Annotated in this window: 15 protein-coding genes; 8 read left to right on the plus strand and 7 right to left on the minus strand. The window is 66.1% G+C overall.

Annotated elements, in window-relative coordinates; all coding sequences use genetic code 11:
- The first annotated feature begins 66 nt into the window (after positions 1-66).
- Positions 67-1,275 carry an acetate kinase gene (locus tag AB0J29_RS21270; RefSeq protein WP_364788658.1) on the plus strand — a complete coding sequence of 403 codons (1,209 nt, stop codon included), beginning with the start codon at positions 67-69 and terminating at the stop codon, positions 1,273-1,275.
- A gap of 412 nt (positions 1,276-1,687) precedes the next feature.
- Here the strand turns inward: AB0J29_RS21270 and AB0J29_RS21275 are convergent, their stop codons facing one another.
- Genes AB0J29_RS21275 through AB0J29_RS21285 form a run of 3 tightly spaced genes read right to left on the minus strand, consistent with a single transcriptional unit; the run spans position 1,688 to position 6,407 of the window.
- On the minus strand, positions 1,688-4,048 hold the full coding sequence (locus AB0J29_RS21275) for a tetratricopeptide repeat protein (protein WP_364788661.1): 2,361 nt from the start codon (positions 4,046-4,048) through the stop codon (positions 1,688-1,690).
- 5 nt (positions 4,049-4,053) lie between these two features.
- Entirely contained in the window at positions 4,054-5,031 is a 978-nt protein-coding gene (locus AB0J29_RS21280) for a glutamate ABC transporter substrate-binding protein (RefSeq protein ID WP_364788664.1), read from the minus strand.
- A complete protein-coding gene (locus tag AB0J29_RS21285; RefSeq protein WP_364788667.1) occupies positions 5,028-6,407 on the minus strand; it encodes a hypothetical protein in 1,380 nt (459 codons plus the stop codon). Before AB0J29_RS21285 ends, AB0J29_RS21280 begins: the two co-directional genes overlap by 4 nt.
- 115 nt (positions 6,408-6,522) lie before the next feature.
- Here AB0J29_RS21285 and AB0J29_RS21290 point away from each other — a divergent pair, with 115 nt between their 5' ends.
- Complete coding sequence (locus AB0J29_RS21290) at positions 6,523-7,227, plus strand: NUDIX hydrolase (protein WP_364788670.1); 705 nt, start codon at positions 6,523-6,525, stop codon at positions 7,225-7,227.
- Positions 7,228-7,632: 405 nt separating this feature from the next.
- Here AB0J29_RS21290 and thiE read toward each other — a convergent pair whose 3' ends face one another.
- Complete coding sequence (gene thiE, locus AB0J29_RS21295) at positions 7,633-8,340, minus strand: thiamine phosphate synthase (RefSeq protein WP_364788673.1); 708 nt, start codon at positions 8,338-8,340, stop codon at positions 7,633-7,635.
- Positions 8,341-8,397: 57 nt separating this feature from the next.
- Here thiE and thiO point away from each other — a divergent pair, with 57 nt between their 5' ends.
- Genes thiO through AB0J29_RS21310 form a run of 3 tightly spaced genes read left to right on the plus strand, consistent with a single transcriptional unit; the run spans position 8,398 to position 10,470 of the window.
- Positions 8,398-9,495, plus strand: coding sequence for a glycine oxidase ThiO (gene thiO, locus AB0J29_RS21300; RefSeq protein WP_364788676.1), 1,098 nt, complete (start codon positions 8,398-8,400; stop codon positions 9,493-9,495).
- Positions 9,492-9,704, plus strand: coding sequence for a sulfur carrier protein ThiS (gene thiS, locus AB0J29_RS21305; protein ID WP_364499641.1), 213 nt, complete (start codon positions 9,492-9,494; stop codon positions 9,702-9,704). The genes thiO and thiS overlap by 4 nt, the downstream gene beginning before the upstream one ends.
- Positions 9,705-9,708: 4 nt before the next feature.
- Positions 9,709-10,470 (plus strand): thiazole synthase, encoded by a 762-nt coding sequence (locus tag AB0J29_RS21310; protein WP_364788773.1) that lies wholly within the window; start codon positions 9,709-9,711, stop codon positions 10,468-10,470.
- An 853-nt stretch (positions 10,471-11,323) separates the two neighbouring features.
- Here AB0J29_RS21310 and AB0J29_RS21315 read toward each other — a convergent pair.
- From AB0J29_RS21315 to AB0J29_RS21325, 3 genes are all read right to left on the minus strand, one after another.
- Positions 11,324-12,322 (minus strand): hypothetical protein, encoded by a 999-nt coding sequence (locus AB0J29_RS21315; protein ID WP_364788679.1) that lies wholly within the window; start codon positions 12,320-12,322, stop codon positions 11,324-11,326.
- Between the two features lie 646 nt (positions 12,323-12,968).
- Entirely contained in the window at positions 12,969-14,147 is a 1,179-nt protein-coding gene (locus tag AB0J29_RS21320; protein WP_364788682.1) for a tyrosine-type recombinase/integrase, read from the minus strand.
- Positions 14,148-14,283: 136 nt separating this feature from the next.
- Entirely contained in the window at positions 14,284-14,883 is a 600-nt protein-coding gene (locus tag AB0J29_RS21325; protein WP_364788685.1) for a helix-turn-helix transcriptional regulator, read from the minus strand.
- 100 nt (positions 14,884-14,983) lie between these two features.
- On the opposite strand from AB0J29_RS21325, the gene AB0J29_RS21330 reads away from it, so the two are divergent.
- The 3 genes from AB0J29_RS21330 (at position 14,984) to AB0J29_RS21340 (ending at position 18,239) form a co-directional block, all read left to right on the plus strand.
- On the plus strand, positions 14,984-15,178 hold the full coding sequence (locus tag AB0J29_RS21330; protein ID WP_364788688.1) for a helix-turn-helix domain-containing protein: 195 nt from the start codon (positions 14,984-14,986) through the stop codon (positions 15,176-15,178).
- Positions 15,179-15,287: 109 nt separating this feature from the next.
- Positions 15,288-16,007 (plus strand): hypothetical protein, encoded by a 720-nt coding sequence (locus AB0J29_RS21335; protein ID WP_364788691.1) that lies wholly within the window; start codon positions 15,288-15,290, stop codon positions 16,005-16,007.
- A 366-nt stretch (positions 16,008-16,373) separates the two neighbouring features.
- Entirely contained in the window at positions 16,374-18,239 is a 1,866-nt protein-coding gene (locus tag AB0J29_RS21340; RefSeq protein ID WP_364788694.1) for an AAA family ATPase, read from the plus strand.
- Positions 18,240-18,249 lie beyond the last annotated feature (10 nt).

Consider the following 18,249-nt stretch of genomic DNA (forward strand, 5'->3'; position numbering starts at 1 on the left):
CAATGCGGCCCGATCCGCGGTTGCTGATCGAGTGCGGGCGACGCGCGCGATGCAGGAGGTACTGGTATGAACGATGACATGGTGCTGGTGCTCAATTCCGGTTCGTCGTCGATCAAATACCAACTGTTGGACCCGGAGTCGGGTGTGGTCGCCGCGTCCGGCATGGTCGATCGGATCGGCGAGGAGCACGCCGGGATCGAGCATCAGGTCGATGGCCGAATCTTCGAACATCGCGGGCCGATCGCCGATCACGCCGCGGGGCTGCGGCTGGTTTTCCAGATGTTCGCCGAATCCGGCCACGATCTGGCCGCGGCCGGTGTGCGCGCGGTCGGGCACCGGGTGGTGCACGGCGGCGAGGTGTTCTACCAGCCGACGCTGATCGATGACGCTGTTGTCGCGGCCATCTCCGAGTTGTCTTCGCTTGCACCGCTGCACAATCCGGCGAATGTGGCGGGCATCGAGAGCGCGCGTGCACTGCTGCCCGGCGTACCGCAGGTGGCGGTCTTCGATACCGCGTTCTTCCATGGCCTGCCCGGTGCCGCCAAGACCTATGCCATCGACGCGAAACTCGCTGCCGCGCATGGCATTCGGAAGTACGGATTCCATGGCACTTCGCATGAGTACGTTTCGGGCCGGGTCGCCGCGCTGCTCGAGCGAGATCCGGCCGAGCTGAACCAGATCATCTTCCACCTCGGCAACGGCGCATCGGCATCGGCCATCCGCGGCGGACACCCGATCGATACCACCATGGGCCTCACCCCGCTGGAGGGGTTGGTGATGGGCACCAGGGGCGGCGATCTCGATCCCGGGATCATCGCGCATCTGGCCCGCTCGGCTCAGCTGAGTATCGACCAGATCGACGAAATGCTGAACCGCAATGCCGGACTCAAGGGCCTATCCGGGGTCAACGACTTCCGTGAGTTGCAGCGGCTCATCGACGCGGGCGACGCCGCGGCCCGCCTGGCCTACGACGTGTACATCCACCGCATGCGCCGCTATCTCGGCGCCTACCTGATCGAGCTCGGCGGTGTCGACGCCATCACCTTCACCGCGGGCGTCGGTGAGAACAGCCCGCAGGTCCGCGCCGACGCGCTCGCCGGGCTGTCCCGCTTCGGTATCGACGTCGATCCGGACCGCAATGTCGCCGAGGACCGTGTTGCCCGGTATATCTCGGCACCGGGTGCCGAGATCGCCGTGCTGGTGGTGCCGACCAATGAGGAATTGGCGATCGCGCAGGCCGCGCACCGTGTTGTCACAGCTCAGGGCGCTGGCTGAGGCTAGGGGAGCGCCCTTGGCAAACCTCACGGAATCCTCACAGACGGTGCGGCAGCATTGGTGTCGGATCGGGTTCGCGCCGGACGCCGAAACCGGTGCCGGTCCAACCGCCGCTATCGGGACCGCGATGCCCTCGCCACTCTCGATATGCCCGCGCTGGCTGCCCCCGGTGCGGGCCGCGAGCGCGCGGAACCCGGGGGATTCAGTGGCGTTTCGACTGCTGCGCGAAGCCGGATCCGAGCCCGGCCGGCCTTCCCTCCCGGCCGGGTGCTCCCCGCCTCCCCAGGCCTTTGCCGGTCGTTGCGAGGCGGGACCTGTCGTCGCGGGCCGGCGGCTGCGAGTGTCGCTCGGTTCTCCGGGGTACCCGATGAGTTACCCATGCTCATACGAGACCAGTTTTCCGGCCGCGAATCTAGATCCAGGTCTTGGCGCGGATCGAGTTCGCCAGGTCGACCAGGGCGTAGCGGTGATTGCGGCCGGGGGCGCTGCGGGCCAGTGCGCGCAGTCCGGCCTCGGTGCCCGCGCGCAGCTGGCGCTCGGTGAACGGCGCGCCGAAGAGGGTCGCCTCGTCGTTGGCGGGCGTATTGCCCGATTGCAGCCAGGCCAGGGCGGCGCCGAAAACGAGCACGCGCAACTGGGTCGCGCGGCCCTCCCCGCTGGGCAGGCCGGCGACGCGCGAGGCCGCGATGTGCAGGGTGGATTCGGGGAGTTCGGCGATCGGGGCGGCGGTCAGCAGCAGCCACACCGCGGTCATCCGGGCCGTTGTGTAGTGCCGGGCGGCGGCGGGCACCTCGTCGAGTGCACGCACCGCCTCGTCGACCCGCCCCACCGCGGCCGACTGTCTGGCCAGGCCGAATGCCGCGCTCACCGCGGCGCGGTCGGTGCGCCAGACGGTGGCGTAGAACTTCTCCGCATGCGTTCGCCATTGCTCCGGATCGGCCGAATCCCAGTGCTGTAGAACGAGTTCCGCGGTCGCCGCGAGTGCGAGCTTCGGTGCGATCTCGCCCGGAAGTACCCGCAGCACCGCGTCGAAGCTGTCATAGGCCCGCTGATAATCCAACTCCAGCAGCCGGGCTTGGCCCAGGTACCAGTCGATGCGCCAATCGTGATCGTCGGGCAGCCGCGACAGCATATCCAGCACCTCCGCCGATTCGCCGAGTTCGAGCCGTAGCCTGGCCTCGGCCAGTGTCAGCTCCAGATCCCGTTTCTCCGGGGCCTTTTCGGGATCGGTCACAGTGCGTTCATGTGCCTCCTGCAACGCCGCCAGCGCGTCGCGCGGCTGCGGATGTGCCAGGGCCGCGAGCACCGGCACCGACGCGTCTGTTGGATCGATGAGCGGAACCGCGAGTGCCACAGCCACTTCGCGGGCGCGCAGCAGGTTGCTCCTGGCAATGCCATCGGCATACGCGTCGGTCTGGCTGATCAACTCCTCGGTGCCGAAGCTGCCGCGCTGTGGACTGAAAACTGTGGACAACTGTGGATGGTCGACACCGGTCTCCGCGGACAGGATCTCGCGCAGTACCCCGGCCAACTGGGCCGACATGACCCGTGCGGAGGGAAAGCGGCGCTCGGGATCCGGATCGGTCGCGCACAGCAGCAGGCGATGGAAGAACTCGTAGCGTTCGAGTACCGGATGGTCGGCGGGGTCGGGAATACCGTCGAGATAGCGGCCCTGTTCCATCGGCATGCTCAGCGTCAGCGCGGCCAGCGTCCGTCCGACGGTGTAAATGTCCGAGGCCACCGTCGGTCCGGTCCTGGCGATCTCAGGTGCCTGAAAACCCCTGGTGCCGTAGAGGTTTCCGTAGGCATCGAGGGTGGTGACGGCACCGAGGTCGATGAGTTCGACCTGATCCTCGGTGACCATGATGTTGTCGGGTTTGAGGTCGTTGTAGGCCAATCCGATCGAATGCAGATACTCCAGCGCGGGCAGGATTTCCAGGAGATAAGCGATCGCCTCGGGCACCGGCATGCGCTGCGGCCGCGGGTAGGTGTAGAGGATATCGCGCAGTGAGCGGCCGCCGACGTACTCCATGACGATGTAGCCGATCGACTCGCCGTCCGGGCCGGTGTGCTCGACGAAGTTGTGGATCTTGACGATGCTGGGATGTGCCACCTCGGCGAGGAATTGCCGTTCGGCCACGGCCACGGCCTGCGCCTCGGTATCGCCCGCATGCAGCAATCCCTTCAGCACCACCCAGCGGTCGCTGACATTGCGGTCGATCGCGAGGTAGACCCAGCCGAGCCCGCCGTGCGCGATACAGCCCTGGACCTCGTACTGGCTCGACACGATATCGCCCTCGTGCAGCGACGGGCGAAAATCGTATGGCGCACCGCAGGTTTCGCAGGTCCCCGCGGTTGTCGCGGGGCGGGTCGCGGTGGCGCGGCCGACCGGGTTGCCGCAGCGCCAGCAGAAGCGCCTGCCCTCGGAGACAACGGGATCGGCGAGCACCGCGGTGCGTGGATCGGCGGGCGCGATATTCGGAATCGTGACCAGTCCGGCGCCGAGTTTGCGCGTCGTCGGTCGCGAGCGTGCGGTGCGCACGCTGCGGCCGGAGGTGCGCATGGTGGCGGCCGAGGTCGGCTCCGGGGCATTCCATGCGCCGACGGTGAATTCGGCGGCCATATCATCGCGGCGAATGGTTTCGCGGTAGGTGGATTGCTGGCGGATCGTCTCGGCGGCGGCGCGGTACTGCCGCGCCGTTGTCACGGTGTATTCGGTGGTTTCCTGCGGCTCGCTTTCGGTCGAATCGGCGGCATCGTGTCGTGATGTCATCGCCGTCAGTCCTGATAGGTCGGGGCGGGCGGGGTGGGGACCGGCCCAAGAGCGATCAGGTATTGCTGGTATAGCCGAACCCAGGTGCCGTCGGTGCGGATACGCTCCAGCGTGCCGTTGACGAAGCGGACGAGATCGTCCTTGCCCTTGGGTATTCCGATGCCGTAGGGCTCGACGCTGATGCTGGGGCCGACCAACTCGGTGTACGACGAGTCCTGCGTGGCGAGACCCGCCAGGATGGCGTCGTCGGTGCTGATCGCGTCGACTTGACGCTGTTGCAGTACCACCAAACAGTCGGCCCAGGTGGGTACGGTGAGGATGGTCGCGGCGGGCTGTTCGCGGCGCATGTGGTCCAACGAGGTGGTGCCGGATACGATGCACACCCGCTTACCCGCCAAATCGGCCAGACTTCGGATGCCGGAGTTCTTCACGGCCAGCACGCGCTGATTCGCGTGGAGATAGACGGTGGAGAAGCTGACCTTCTGTCGCCGTTCACAATTGACCGTCATCGTTTTTACGACGATATCGACGACATGATTCTGCAGCGCGGACTCACGCTCCGCCGATCCGAGACTGCGGTACTCGACCTGGTCCGGGCTGCCGAGCAGATCGCGGGCGACCTCCCTGGCGATATCGGCATCGAAACCGATAATCGTGCCGCTGACCGGATCCCGGAAGCTGAAGAGGTTACTTCCGGTATCCAAGCCGACCACCAGCCGACCGCGGGCGCGAATCGCATCGATGGTCGGTCCGCGGGCGGCCGCGCCCGCCCCGGTGGGCCGCAGGCTCGCGGTCGGATCGCCGCAGTACTCGTCGCGCACCGGTGGAATCGGCGCGTCGGTCGGAATCGAAACGGCCTTGGCGGGCAGCGGTGGTTCGGTGTATTTGGCGGTCTTGGCATCGATCGTGTCCGCGCCCGCGGCGCACCCGGCGAGCAGGGTGATTGCGGCGAGCGCGGCGAGCAGCCCGCGCACACGGTTCATCGGTACTCCCGAAGTCGCGGCCAGATACCGAGGCCGACATAGCCCGCGGCGAGTATCCCCAGCACCATCGCGCCCGGTGCCAGGAAGTCCAGTGCTCGAGCCGCACCGGAGATGTTGTCGCGCAACGTTTTGCGCGTCGCGTCCAAACCCACTCCAAGGGCGCGGTCCAGCGAGTCCACCTGTGCCGCGGCATCCGCCGCGCCCGGCCCGGTCGTCACCGTCGCCGCCCCGACGAAGTCGCCGCGCGCGAGAGAATCGTTCATGCGCTGATGGGCCGCTCGCCAACGGGTGAGTGCCGCACGGGCCTGCGTGATCTCCTCGGACGCCGGCGCATCCGAGGGATAGCCGCTGAGTAGCTCGTCGAGCCGGGTGACACTCGACTCGTAGGTCCGGTCGTAGTCGCCGGTGGCGTCGCGGCGCACCAACTTCAGCGTCTCCGCCGCCCGGGCCTGCTGGGTCAGGATGCGGCTTTCGGTCAAACGGGAGCTCGGCACCGCGCCGTGGTCGCGGCCAGCGATCATATCCGTGGCCGAAACGGATCCGGCGGTCACCGTCCAGGCCAAGAGGATCAGCATCGCGGCCGAGGCGAGCAGCAGTCCCGGGTTGAGCACGCGGTGCCAGCGCTTCGACAGATCGAACTGCGCCCAGACCAGCGCGCCCAGCGCCAGGATCAGCAAGCCGATCGGGCCCCACGGCGGCTGTACGTGATGCCGCTGCGCCGCGCTGACGGCATCGGATCGATGGCCCTGCAGCTGTGCGGCCATCGGCAGCAGGACGGTCTGCATGTGATTCGATGCCTCGCTCAAATACGCGGCGCCGACCGGGTACCCGTTGCGATTGTTCGCTCGGGCGGTTTCGACCAGACCAGAATAGACCGGCAGGCCGGTGGCGATGCCGGTGCGCAGTCGGGCATCGGGACCATCGTCGGTGCCGTTGCTGCCCGTATGACCCGTTTGCGTCACCAATTCCGCGGAAGCCTCGCCGAGCGCCTGGCTGTAGCGATCGCGCACGGCCTCCGGTTCCAGGCCGCCCGCGATGAATGCGGTACTCGCCGCGGCGTCGGCGATGGACAGCGAGGTGTAGAGGTGATGGGACGAGTTCGCGTCCGGCTCGGTGTTGTCGAGCAGGATGTCGAGTGCCTGTTGGCGATCGCTCACTGTCGCGGCGGTCATCGTGCCCGCGGCCAGGCACACACCGATGAGCAGTAGGCCGATGGCAATGAGCCGGCCTGGGGTCGACAGTGCGAAGGATCGTAGGTTGGCTGGGTCCAGATGGGCGCGTAACCCTGCTTCGCGCGGGACGTCCACCCGCTCGGGTCCGCCATCGGCCGTGACCGACGGCGGCCGCGGGGCCGTCGTCGACTCGAGCGCTGCCATCTCCACCTCCCCGGTTGGTGCGCACGTGGTGCTCTTGCTGGGAGCTTATTGTGGTCTTACCGGCGCCGTGGCGTGTGGAATACCTTCGCTACGGCTGGATGAGGATGGTAACCAGATGCGTGGTGACGGTGACGGTTGGTCACACGATTCGGACGGATTACGGCATTGGGGCCGCTTCGGCGCCGCCGGACTGCTGCTGCGCGCCCCGCTCGCGGGCGGCGGTTCGGCGGTGTTATTGCAGCACCGCGCGCTGTGGAGTCATCAGGGCGGTACCTGGGCGCTGCCCGGCGGCGCCCGCGACAGCCACGAGACCCCGGTGCACGCGGCGGTCCGCGAGGCATGGGAGGAAGCGGGCATCGATCCCGCCGATGTTCGGGTGCGCGGCGAGCGAGTCACCACGACGGCATCGAGCGGCTGGACGTACACCACTGTCGTGGCCGATGCCTTGATGACGCTGCCGACGAGTTGCAATCGGGAGAGCAGTGCGCTGGCCTGGGTCCCCGAGGATGAGGTCGACAGTCATCCGCTGCACCCCGGCTTCGCCGCCTCCTGGCCGACGCTGCGCGCGGCTCCGGCACGCGTCCGCCTCGACGAAATAGCTGTGGACGACACCGATACGGTGGCGGCCGCGCTGCCCCGCACCGTCGACCTCGCCGATCAGGGCTTCGTCTGGTTGCACGCGGATCCCGATGGACCCGGTGCCTACGCCCGTATCGTCGACGCGCAGATGGATGCGACGAATGCCGCGCCCGATGCGAATGCGGAGACCGCAGCGGCCGATTCGATCTTGTCGCTCACCCGTGTTCAGTTGCTGTCCTGAAGGCGGCTCTCAGCCTGTGCGTCGCAGAAACGTCAGATTTCGCTGAGGTCATGCGCTCACCGCAGCGTGATCATGAAGCAACACCGCTTGGAGATCGCGCTGAGCAGGCCTCGGCTGAGCTGAGCATTCGCGGGCAGCGTCTTTTCGAGATCGCGCGCGGCAAGTCTGTGTCGGGCTGAGCATTGGCGCGCAGCGTGATTTCGAGATTGCGCGCGGCAAGTCTGTGTCGGGCTGAGCATTGGCGAGCAGCGTCATTTCGAGATCGCTCGCGCAAGTGTCGGTCGGGCTGAGCAGAGCAGCGTCACCTCGAGATCGCGCAGCACATCGGCCGATTCGAGCAGCGCCGGGCTGAGATCGCGCTCGGCAATCGCAGCCGAGTCGAGCAGTGAACGGGCGCGGGGACTCTCAGCCGCGGTGCGCGTTCTCCAGCAGCGCTGCCTTGAGATGCCGCGCCGCCGCCTCCGGATCACGCGCCTCGGTTATCGCGCGCACCACGACAACGCGTTCCGCTCCCGCCGCCAGCACTTCGGGTAGCCGCTCGGCATCGATGCCGCCGATCGCGAACCACGGCCGGATCGGGTGGGCGTCGGCGGTGGAGCGCACCAGATCCAGGCCGGCCGCCTGACGTCCGGGCTTGGTCGGCGTCGCCCAGACCGGCCCGGTGCAGAAGTAGTCGATGTGCTCGTCGATCGCCGCGAGCCCGGCCTGCGCCCGGCTGTTGGTGGAGCGCCCGATCACCACCTCGGGGCCGAGAATGCGCCGCGCATACCACGGCGGCAGATCGTTCTGTCCGAGATGCAGCACATCGGCGCTGGCGGCGAGCGCGATATCGGCGCGGTCGTTCACCGCGACCAGTGCGCCGTGCCTGCGGGCCGCGGCCTTCAATTCGGCGAGTGCGCCGATCTCGGCCTTGGCCTCGAGCGGACCGAACTTCGCCTCACCGGGTGAACCCTTATCCCTGAGCTGAATGATGTCGACACCGCCAGCGAGTGCGGCCTCGGCGAACTTGGCCAGATCGCCCCGCTCCCTGCGCGCGTCCGTGCACAGGTACAGCCGAGCGGTAGCCAAACGCTCCCTGGGCGATAGGGACCGGGACAGGTGGGAGGGTTGCACGTGCTCGACCGTAGTCGCGCTACGGTGGGGATGCGAATAGTGAGGCAGGTGGAACAAATGCGGACTCTGGCGGTCGTCGGTGGCGGCGCCATCGGACTCGCCACCGCCTGGCGGGCGGCCGAGGCGGGCTGGTCGGTCACCGTATTCGATCCCGCCGTCGGATCCGGCGCCTCCTGGGTTGCCGGGGGGATGCTCGCACCACTGTCCGAGGGCTGGCCCGGGGAGGACCTGGTGCTGGAATTCGGTGCCGCTTCGCTGGCCCGCTGGCCCGAATTCGCCGCGCGACTCGAATCGACGACCGGTGTGTCGGTGTTCGTCGCCGAAGAAACCCTGACCGTCGCGCTGGATGGCGCGGACGCCGCCGACCTGCGCACGGTGGCCGAATGGGTGGGTGCGCGCGGCCATGAGCTCGAGGTGCTCGACCGAGCCGGGGTGCGCGCGTTGGAACCCGAGCTGGCACGCACCGTGCGCGCCGGTCTGCGCGCCACCGCCGAACCCGCCATCGATAATCGAAAACTGCTCGATGCCCTCCACAAGGCTTGCGGCACAGCCGGAGTCGAGGTGCGCGCGGAAACGGTCGAAGCGATGGACGCGCTGCCGCAGGACCAGATCGTGCTCGCCGCTGGCGCGGCATCGTCGCGGCTGTGGCCCGGACTCCCGGTCCGCCCGGTGAAGGGTGAGATCCTGCGCTTGCGTCATCGTCCGGGTGCGACACCACCGCCGCGGCGCGTGATTCGCGCGCGGGTGCACGGCAGGCAGGTCTACCTGGTGCCGCGTGCGGACGGAATCGTCGTCGGCGCAACACAATACGAGGCCGGCTACGACACGACGGTGACCGTCGCCGGAGTCCGCGACCTGATCGCCGACGCCGAGGCGGTGCTGCCCGGTATCGGCGAATACGAATTGGCCGAGGCGAGTGCCGGATCCAGGCCGGGCACCCCCGACAACCTGCCTTTGATCGGGCGGCTCACCGATCGGATCGTGGCGGCCACCGGCCACGGCCGCAATGGCATGCTCGCGGTCGCGCTCACCGTCGACGCGGTGTTGAGCCTGCTCGACGGCGCACCGCTCGAGGCTGCGAAGGCCGCCGACACCCAACGTTTTTCGACGGCGCACCCGCTGTCGGTCGCCATACCTGTAGGAGGAGTTCGATGACCTCGGTCCCCATCGGTGTCACTGTGAACGGGCAGGACCACGAGTTCGACCGATCCCTCACGGTGCGCGAACTTCTCGATCGTCTCGGGTTGCCGTGCCAGGGGGTGGCGCTCGCGGTGGACGGTGCGGTCTTCCCGAAGTCCCGCTGGGACGAGCCGGTCGGCCGCGGCTGGGAGATCGAAGTGCTGACGGCGGTTCAGGGTGGCTGATGCACTGGAAACCCCCGAGGCACTGGAGATTGCGGGCAAGCGGTTCGGTTCCCGCCTGATCATGGGCACCGGCGGCGCCGAGAATCTCGCCGTCCTGGAGGAGGCGCTGGTCGCCTCCGACACCGAGCTGACCACGGTCGCCATGCGCCGGGTCGATGCCGTCGGCGGCACCGGCGTGCTCGACCTGCTCAAACGCCTCGAGATCATGCCGCTGCCCAATACCGCTGGCTGCCGTACCGCCGCCGAGGCCGTGCTCACCGCGCAATTGGCCGCGGAGGCACTCGACACCAACTGGGTCAAACTCGAGGTGATCGCCGACGAGCGCACGCTGCTCCCGGACCCGATCGAATTGCTCACCGCGGCAGAACAATTGGTCGACGCCGGATTCGTCGTCCTGCCCTACACCACCGACGACCCGATCCTGGCCCGCCGCCTGGAGGATGCGGGCTGTGCCGCCGTCATGCCACTCGGCGCCCCGATCGGCACCGGACTCGGCATCGGCAATCCGCACAATATCGAGATGATCGTGGCCGGTGCGGGCGTACCTGTGATCCTCGACGCGGGCATCGGCACAGCCAGCGATGCTGTGCTGGCCATGGAACTCGGCTGCTCGGCCGTGTTGCTCGCCACCGCCGTCACCCGCGCTCAGCACCCCGCACTCATGGCAGCGGCCATGCGCTCGGCGGTCGACGCAGGTCACCTCGCCCGCCGCGCGGGCCGCATTCCCAAACGCTTTTGGGCCCAGGCTTCTTCACCGGATCGCTGAGTCGGGGGCATCTCCCATCAGGATCGGCGCTCGCAGGTCGTACGGTCGGCTGTGGTTGACGCCGAGTTCAGATCTTGACGTTGGCCATCGGGCGAAGTGCGTTGGCCGGCCGATGCCCGCGATGACGAGGACGAGTAGACCCGGCAATTTGTTAACGGGACGACCGGTGAATTCGGCAGTAGTCCGCTGCGTTCGTGAGGCACGGCAGGAAGCCGGGAACGATGCTGCCGACGAAGCGGAGCACCGGGCTTCGGTACGTGCCTGTCTCCCGCTTTTCCTGGAATCGGCTGGGGTTCAACAATTCCGGTTGGTGGACTGACGTAGGGTGGTGCCACCTCCGGCCGAGGGCGGTGGACTTGCTCCACACACCGCACCCAGGAGGGAGGTGGTGGGGATGGCGAAACATCGCCGACCGAAGAGCAAGGCCCCGGTCGGCTACGACATCATGTTGACAGCAGCTGCCGTGATCGCCGGGGCGCTCGTTATGGTCCGCTGGCTGATGCGGGCTAGATAAACCATCAGGTGAGGCGTCGGGTCAGATCCGGCGTCCCACCGCCAGCATCACTGTCGTGACGGCTCAAATGTCGCCTGCCAGCGTGAAGGGACCATCACGTTGCCAGTCGTGGGACCACCGGCAACAAGTAATGCTCCCGGGGAACATGTTCCAGATTTGCTGTGCGAGCTGAGCATGGCGACAGCAGCCGGGCATCCTGTAGTGCCGAATATGGGATGGTCATCGTCCCTGAATGTTGCGGTAGATGCCTTCGTGGGCGGTTGGGCTGAGGCCCAGATGCGGATCGCTGCCACCCACTCCCGCCTCGGGGTGGGGATTTCCGGGCGCCGAACCAATGTGTCAGGCGAGTGGGTCCGGTTCGGTCTCCTCGGGGCTAGCGACCATCGCCGTGATCATCCCGCGGGCGTTGACCCTCCCGCTGTGGGCCCTAGCCCAGGCTCTGATCGCGGCGCTCTGTTCCGGATTGATGCGCTGCGTCCAGCAGCCACGCCGCACGCTTTCAGCGCCCATTCCGTGTGCGATGAAAAGCCGTGAGAGCTCTTGAAACTGGGTCGGTGTCACGAAGACCAGGTAGTAGTCTTCGCCGGAAGCCAGCGATGCCAGGACAGCTCCGAGGGCAAAGGCGTGCTCACCGATCTCTTCGAGGAACGCTTTGATGTAGTCGGCTCGACCGTTGTCGGCATGCTCGGCGTCGAAGGCGGCGAACCAATCCCAGGGCAGCGCCGTGGGATAGGAGCTCAGCGATGCCAACTGCTCGCGTACAGACTGGGGATCCTGCTCGCGGGAGATGATCGCCATACCCGCGATCCCGTCTAGAGGTTCGGCGTCGCGAACCCATTCGGCGGCACCCGGGGTGAGGTGTGCCAGTCGTTGCGCCATGATGGCCCGCACGCTGAACTCGAAATCCGATTCCTTTACAACCGCTTGGCCGCGGTAGATGCCGTCTGTGTCTACCCTGTTCGCGAAGTCCTCCCAGTCCAGGTTCGCGTCGTTGATGTTGGTGTCCACGCTCGACAGCTCGGCGGGCACGACCCGGAACGGCTTGTAGTCGCCTTGGTCGTAATCCTGGGGTGGCAGGACCCAAACTGCCAGGATGGGATGCTCGGGGTCGGTGAGGGTGATCTCGTCGGCGAGGAAGGACACGATCGCCCCGCCCGGATGCTTCGCCTTCAGCGCTTCGGGGCTCAGGCCCTCGAACACCGGGTCGTTCACCAGAGTCGTATAGGCCAGGAACCCCTCTTTGCTGGGCGTCAGGGTCTCTCGGACCAGAGAACCCCACGCGGTGTCATCACCGAACCACGTGCGGACGAGGACTGATTTGCTCGGTAGGTCTGCCATGGGCGAACCATAACGGCAGGGGCCGACACACTCCGGTGTCAGTTCCTGCCGATACCAACCGATCTCGGACCCGCCCAGCGAGGGCTAGGCGGCGGGACCGACGCGGCGAGGGAGCATCCGCTACTGCCGCTGATCGCGCTGACCGAACCGGCCAGCGAGATACCCGGAAGATCAACGGGGCCAGCGCATCTGAGTTTGTTCTTGACGGTCGGTGTCCTGCTTTTGGTTTCGTAGGACAACTAGGCAGCCTTCATCTGAGCGAGAACATCCTGTATTGCCGCATGCCGGTCGTTCAGTAACGCGGCTTCGAACGATCGACAGTGCGATAACCTGTTCCACTTCTGTGCTGTCGTCGGTGGTCCCACAACTGGCAACGCTGCGGTCCCTCGGCGGTGGCAATCGACACTCAAATACCCCGCTACAGGTGTGGTCGATCCTCACGAGTTCAACTACTCCGGACACAGCGATGGGTTTGCGGACCACAGCCGCGGCTCACGTCCAGCGGCTAGTATGTGGCGGGCCGATCGGAGCCCCGGCTCGTTAACGGGGACATCGGTCAGGGTAATTCCCTGATGAGGCTCGGGGACGAGGGGATCCTTCGTCATCCTCGAGGATGACAACAACCACTGTTATGCGGCCCCTAATTTCATGCGCTGAGCTGGGCTTTAACCCTCTGGTACACCCCGGGTGTGTCACACAATGTCACAATCGGCCCGAAAACCACCTCCCAGGCCTCGCAGGCCGCCTGTCGGAACTCATCGTCGGCGTCGATATAGACGCCCGTGACCGGTGAAGCGATCGACCCTTGGGCCTCATGCCCCAGCCATGCGCCAACGTGGTGTGGACCGATGCCCGGCTGTAGCGCCAGCTGCGTGCCGCACGTCTTCCGTGCCTTGTGCAGGGTCAGATAGACCACCGGCAGCTTGGTAACCAGTTCCGCCCACCGGTACCAGGCGTAGTCAGAGCACACTGGTCCGCCGGTCCGCTGGTTGACGACCACGTGAGTCGGTAGTCCGCCGTCGACGCCCCATCGCTTGCCGGTCGCGAGGTGCATTTCTCGTTGCCACTGGCGGACCAGCTTCAGCACGGCCACAACGGTCGGTGGAATCGGTAGCTCACGGGCAGACGCTTCGGTCTTGACTGCGTCGGTCAGGGTCGCGCCTTCCCCCTCGGCGCGTTCACTCTTATTGCGGCGGTTGCGCTTTCGTTGTTCGAGGACCCACATGCGGCCGTTCTTGAGGTCGACGCGGTCCCACTCCAGTCCGCCGATTTCACCCTTGCGCAGGCCGAGGAAGGCCAGTAGGCACACGATGAACAGATTCAGGCCCCGGGCTACGGCAGCGTTCAGAATGACGGCAACCTCGTCGAGCGTGAACGTCTCGCGCTTGGTGGCCGACGCCACGGCGGTGCGCTTGGTGCTCATCCGTGGAACCGATGCCGCCGCATTGTGATCCGTGAAGCCCTGATTGCGCAGCCGTTCCAATACCGCGGTCAGCCGCGACAGCATCTTGTTGACCAGGGCGGCGCACCAAGGATCCCGCTTGTTCCCCGCAGGCGAGACGTAGGGAAATGTTCCGGCGTGCAATTGCTTTGCCAGCCGCGATATCTGGACGTCATGAAGCTTCCGCACCGGGAGGTCGCCGTGGGCGTCCTTCACGGGCTGAAGGAGGCCCAAGTACACGGAGACGGTCCCCTCGTCGGCCGCCTGCACTTCGGCCCATTCATCGATAGCTTCGGCGACAGTGAACCGCGGCGAGCGGCCCGACAACGATCCTTTCGCAGACTTCAAACTGTGCTGTGCGTCGTACTCGATCGCCTCGTCCATGGCGTAGAAGGTGACGACGGTCCACTGTGGCTTGCCTGTCGCTGGGTCGGTGCCGTTGCGGCCCCGGAATACCCACCGCTCCGGGGCGCGCGGCCCCGCAGGCTTGTAGGTGATCGACGATGGTAACGCCTTCTTCCTAGCCATCGTGCACCGTTCTTCCCTGTGCTTGGAAATCTTCCTTGAGCTTGGCTAGTTCACGTTGAGCATCTGCTACGGCTTGCGTCGCTTGCTCTTTCGTCATCGGCGAGTGGTCGGGCGTCAACTGTGCTTCGAGTAGTGCCGACCGGGCTAGCCGAAGCGTCTCGCGTAGCCGTGAATATCGCCGCGCGCCCTGGACGTACGCGATTGTGCTGTGCCGTGTCGTCTCATCATCTTTGATACGAAAGGCTGCAATCTCGCCCGAAAACCATTGCAGCGCTTCGATACTGGTTGCAGTAGCTTCTGGCCAGACTTCCACTGGACCAGCGGGCAAGTCTGGATACAACAACTGGACTGGCGGGACGCCGAGCGCTAGGGCGAGTGTGATCACCTCGGCGAGATCGAGCTTCCCGGCGCGAGCGTTCGTCTCGATCTTCGTGATTGCCACCCGATGGATCGGATACCCGAGTTCCTTCGTTCGCTCGGCAAGCTGCGCGGCTTTTAGTCCTCGGTCCTGCCGTAGGTCGCGAACGGCAATGCCCACTCGCTTGGCCATGTCCTGCTGCCATTGCTTGGCCTGTTCGTCAATGTTCGGCATTGCGACAGTCTTGCACACGTACCGGAACGTGCGCTACGGTTCGTGATGTGTCGAGTAACGACACAAAATGTCGCATTACCGAACATGCAAGGAGTAAGGAATGTCGCACCAACAGGCTCGACTGCATCAGATCCCGACCGCGTGCGAGCGACTCGGCATCGGTCGGTCGCTGCTGTTCGACCTGATCCGCACTGGCCAGTTGAACTCGGTCAAGGTCGGCAAGCGGCGTCTCATCCCAGAGACCGCAATCGTCGAGTTCATCGAGCGGCTGACCGAACGGGCGGATGTTGCCTGATGCAACCCCCTGCCCCCCGACATGCAGCGACCCGGGGAGCGGAGCGACGCCCATCGCATACCGCCCACCGGGCCGAGAAACACCCAGTCCTCACCACAAGGAAGTGTTCGTGAACAACCCTATCAACGAGGCCGATGCCCGCAAGGTCGAGTTCTACGACCGAATCGCTCGGTGGGCAGATTACCTGGCCACAACCACACTCACCGATGACCAGGACCAGGGGTGGGCGTGTGTGAAATGCAGCCACAACCAGTTGACCGACCCCGACCCGGAGTTGGGGTTCTACGTCGCCGGGTTCGGACCGGTCTCACACGTTTTCGTGTGCGGCCCATGCGACCCGCAGGCCACTGCACAGGGTGCCGCCGTCGTCGGTCGAGCGCTCAGCCCTGGCGATTATGTGCGGTCGGTGCTGGGTGACGGCCAGCGTCGTGGGGTCGTCTCCTCGGTCGACGCACCGGACGGCTACGTCCGTGTCCGTTTCGACGGCATCGGCTTGCCTGTGGTGTGCGCCCCTGTAGACCTTGAGCTGGTGGCGGAGCTTGATCCGGTCGGAGCTGCCTGCGAGACCGATACGCCCGATGTCTCTTGGTCCATGAAGGTCGCCAAGGCGGCCGCTGCCTCGGTGCACGTCCACTGGTTGTCCCGCCATCGTTCGTTGGACACCTTGGCCGCTTCATTGGGCATGACAACCCGAGCCTTGAAGCAGCGCCTCACGGGCAAGAAGCCGTGGAATATCACCGATCTGGTCGTCCTCTCCTGCCTGCTGGGTGTGTCGGTGTGGGTGTGGCTCGGGCTCGAGGAGACCGTCGAGCAGGGGGCGCGCGGATGAGCGTCGAACCGAAGCCTGTGCGCCTCGAATTCACCAACTTGCGCCGCTATCTGGCGTCGCTGCCTGCTGTGCGGGTCGTCTGCTGGGCATGCCGGGAGGGTCGGGCATGACCGACTCTCCGGAAGTGCTGCGACGCCGCGCGGAAGCGGCACACCGACTGTGGGGCGGTGACCCATGGTTGCCGTCGCATGACGATTCGCAACCGACCGCACACCAGCTCGAGGCATGGTGTCAGGCCGCGAAACACATTGCGGCAGACGGGGTTACGCCCGTTATCCCCGTCGAGGTGCTGCGTGCGATGTACCGGCGTGGTGGGCGAGAGCGCGAACTTGCCGACCGTATCCATCGAGCTGGAGGTGTGGCCGCTTGAGTGACCATGATGATGTCCGGGGCTCTGCCGATTCGGCAGGGCCTTCGGGCCGTGACCGTGTTGATGGTGGCCCGCCGGGATCGTGTCCACGGCATCCGGAGTTCGACAGAGCATGCCTGGGCTGCCGCGCCTATGACGACGAGCGTGCCGAGTGGCTGCGTGATCGAGGCGCGGCCACCACGGCTGCGCCTACGGGCGCGGATCCCGCTTCGGCGCTGCGCGATTGGCTCGCACGCGAAGCCCCACCCCAGCACTGCACGGCTCACGACGAGTACTTCAACGACTGCGGCGAATGCGACCAGGCATGGGAGAACCGCGCATCGTTCCTCCGTGCAGTCGCCGACGCCAAGCGGCAGGAACAGCCGAGCCGATCCGGCGACCTGCTGCACGGTCTCCGTGATGGCCAATGGCTCGACGCGCAGGAATTCCCGCCGCTGTCGTGGTCGGTCGAGGGCATCGTCCCCGAAGGCTTCGGGTTAATCGTCGCCCCGCCGAAGGCAGGCAAATCCTGGCTTGTCGCCGCTATCGGTCTGACCTGCGCCACCGGAGGTATGGCGCTGGGGCGCATCCCGGTCAAACAACGCCCCGTGCTGTACCTGGCGCTCGAGGACGGTCACCGGCGACTGCAATCCCGGTTCCGCACCCTCATGGAAGGTCAGCCCATCCCGAAGGGGATATCGGTCGTCATCAAGGCTGAGCAGGGCCAAGTCGTCGCGATGATCGCCGAGTACATGGTCCGCCACCAGGACGCGGCACCGCTGGTCATCCTGGACACCTTGGGCAAGGCACGGCCGCCGAAGCTACGCGGTGAAGACAGCTACGCCCAGGACTACGCCCTCGGCACCAAGCTGAAGAACGTAGCCGACAGCGTGACCGGCGCGTCCTTGCTCGTCGTACACCACACCCGCAAAGCCGAGTCCGCGGACTTCATCGACGCCGTGAGCGGCACCCAGGGCATTGCGGGGAGCGCCGATTTCGTGCTGGTCCTCAATCGCAAACGCAAGTCCGATCAGGCGGTGCTCTCCGTTACCGGACGCGATGTCCCGGAAAACGAATACGCACTCGTCACCGACGAGGGGCGTTGGTCGCTGGACGGCAAGGACCTCATGGACGCCGCTGCCACGGTCGCGACCAGACAGCAGGAACAGCAGCGAGACAGGCTCGGCGACCGCTCGGCGAGCGTCCTGGCTTTCGTCGCTTCCCGGCCGATGGGCACCCGCGCCACCGACCTTGCGCAGCAACTCGGCATCTCCGCCGACGACGCCGGCAAGTACCTCCGGCGACTGCACGACGGCGGACTTATCGACAAGCGGACCCGCGGAATCTATATGCCAGCGACGTCAGAGCAAACGGACACGGCGGCGGTCATTCGGACACTGAACGACAGCCATGTGTCCGAAACGGAAACCGATCCTGACCAGCTGAAATTACCTTCAAACGGACACGCGGACACTTCGGACACATCCGGTTACGCGAACCAGGTGGAGGTGGCGGCAACTCCACCTATACAACCTGTTGTCCGAAGTGTCCGTGTGTCCGAAAGCGTCGATACGCCCAGCTCAGAGTGTGAATCGCAAACGGACACATCCGAATCGCCTGTGTCCGTTTGTCCGAACGTCACCGCCGTCGCCCGCGCCCGCGTCAAGGTACTCCAGATCCTCGCCGATGGATCGGAACTGACCGAGCGATTCATGGGCAGGCGCCGCATGTCCAAGGAGTCCGCTGTCGGCCTCCCCGCGGCTCTCGAACAGCTCCTCGGATCCGGCGAGATCGTCTCGCGAACGGTTGGCGACAAGGGGCACCGGAAGGTGCTGTATCGCCTCGCAGGTACCCCAATTCCCCAGGAGGGCACAGCATCATGAGCAGTCGAAA

Source organism: Nocardia sp. NPDC049707 (assembly GCF_040674855.1).
GTDB lineage: Bacteria > Actinomycetota > Actinomycetes > Mycobacteriales > Mycobacteriaceae > Nocardia.

Coding starts and splice junctions, on each gene's coding strand:
- AB0J29_RS21270 (WP_364788658.1), top strand. CDS start 67: ATGAACGATGACATGGTGCTGGTGCTCAATTCCGGTTCGTCGTCGATC.
- AB0J29_RS21275 (WP_364788661.1), bottom strand. CDS start 4,048: ATGACATCACGACACGATGCCGCCGATTCGACCGAAAGCGAGCCGCAG.
- AB0J29_RS21280 (WP_364788664.1), bottom strand. CDS start 5,031: ATGAACCGTGTGCGCGGGCTGCTCGCCGCGCTCGCCGCAATCACCCTG.
- AB0J29_RS21285 (WP_364788667.1), bottom strand. CDS start 6,407: ATGGCAGCGCTCGAGTCGACGACGGCCCCGCGGCCGCCGTCGGTCACG.
- AB0J29_RS21290 (WP_364788670.1), top strand. CDS start 6,523: ATGCGTGGTGACGGTGACGGTTGGTCACACGATTCGGACGGATTACGG.
- thiO (WP_364788676.1), top strand. CDS start 8,398: ATGCGGACTCTGGCGGTCGTCGGTGGCGGCGCCATCGGACTCGCCACC.
- thiS (WP_364499641.1), top strand. CDS start 9,492: ATGACCTCGGTCCCCATCGGTGTCACTGTGAACGGGCAGGACCACGAG.
- AB0J29_RS21315 (WP_364788679.1), bottom strand. CDS start 12,322: ATGGCAGACCTACCGAGCAAATCAGTCCTCGTCCGCACGTGGTTCGGT.
- AB0J29_RS21320 (WP_364788682.1), bottom strand. CDS start 14,147: ATGGACGAGGCGATCGAGTACGACGCACAGCACAGTTTGAAGTCTGCG.
- AB0J29_RS21325 (WP_364788685.1), bottom strand. CDS start 14,883: ATGCCGAACATTGACGAACAGGCCAAGCAATGGCAGCAGGACATGGCC.
- AB0J29_RS21330 (WP_364788688.1), top strand. CDS start 14,984: ATGTCGCACCAACAGGCTCGACTGCATCAGATCCCGACCGCGTGCGAG.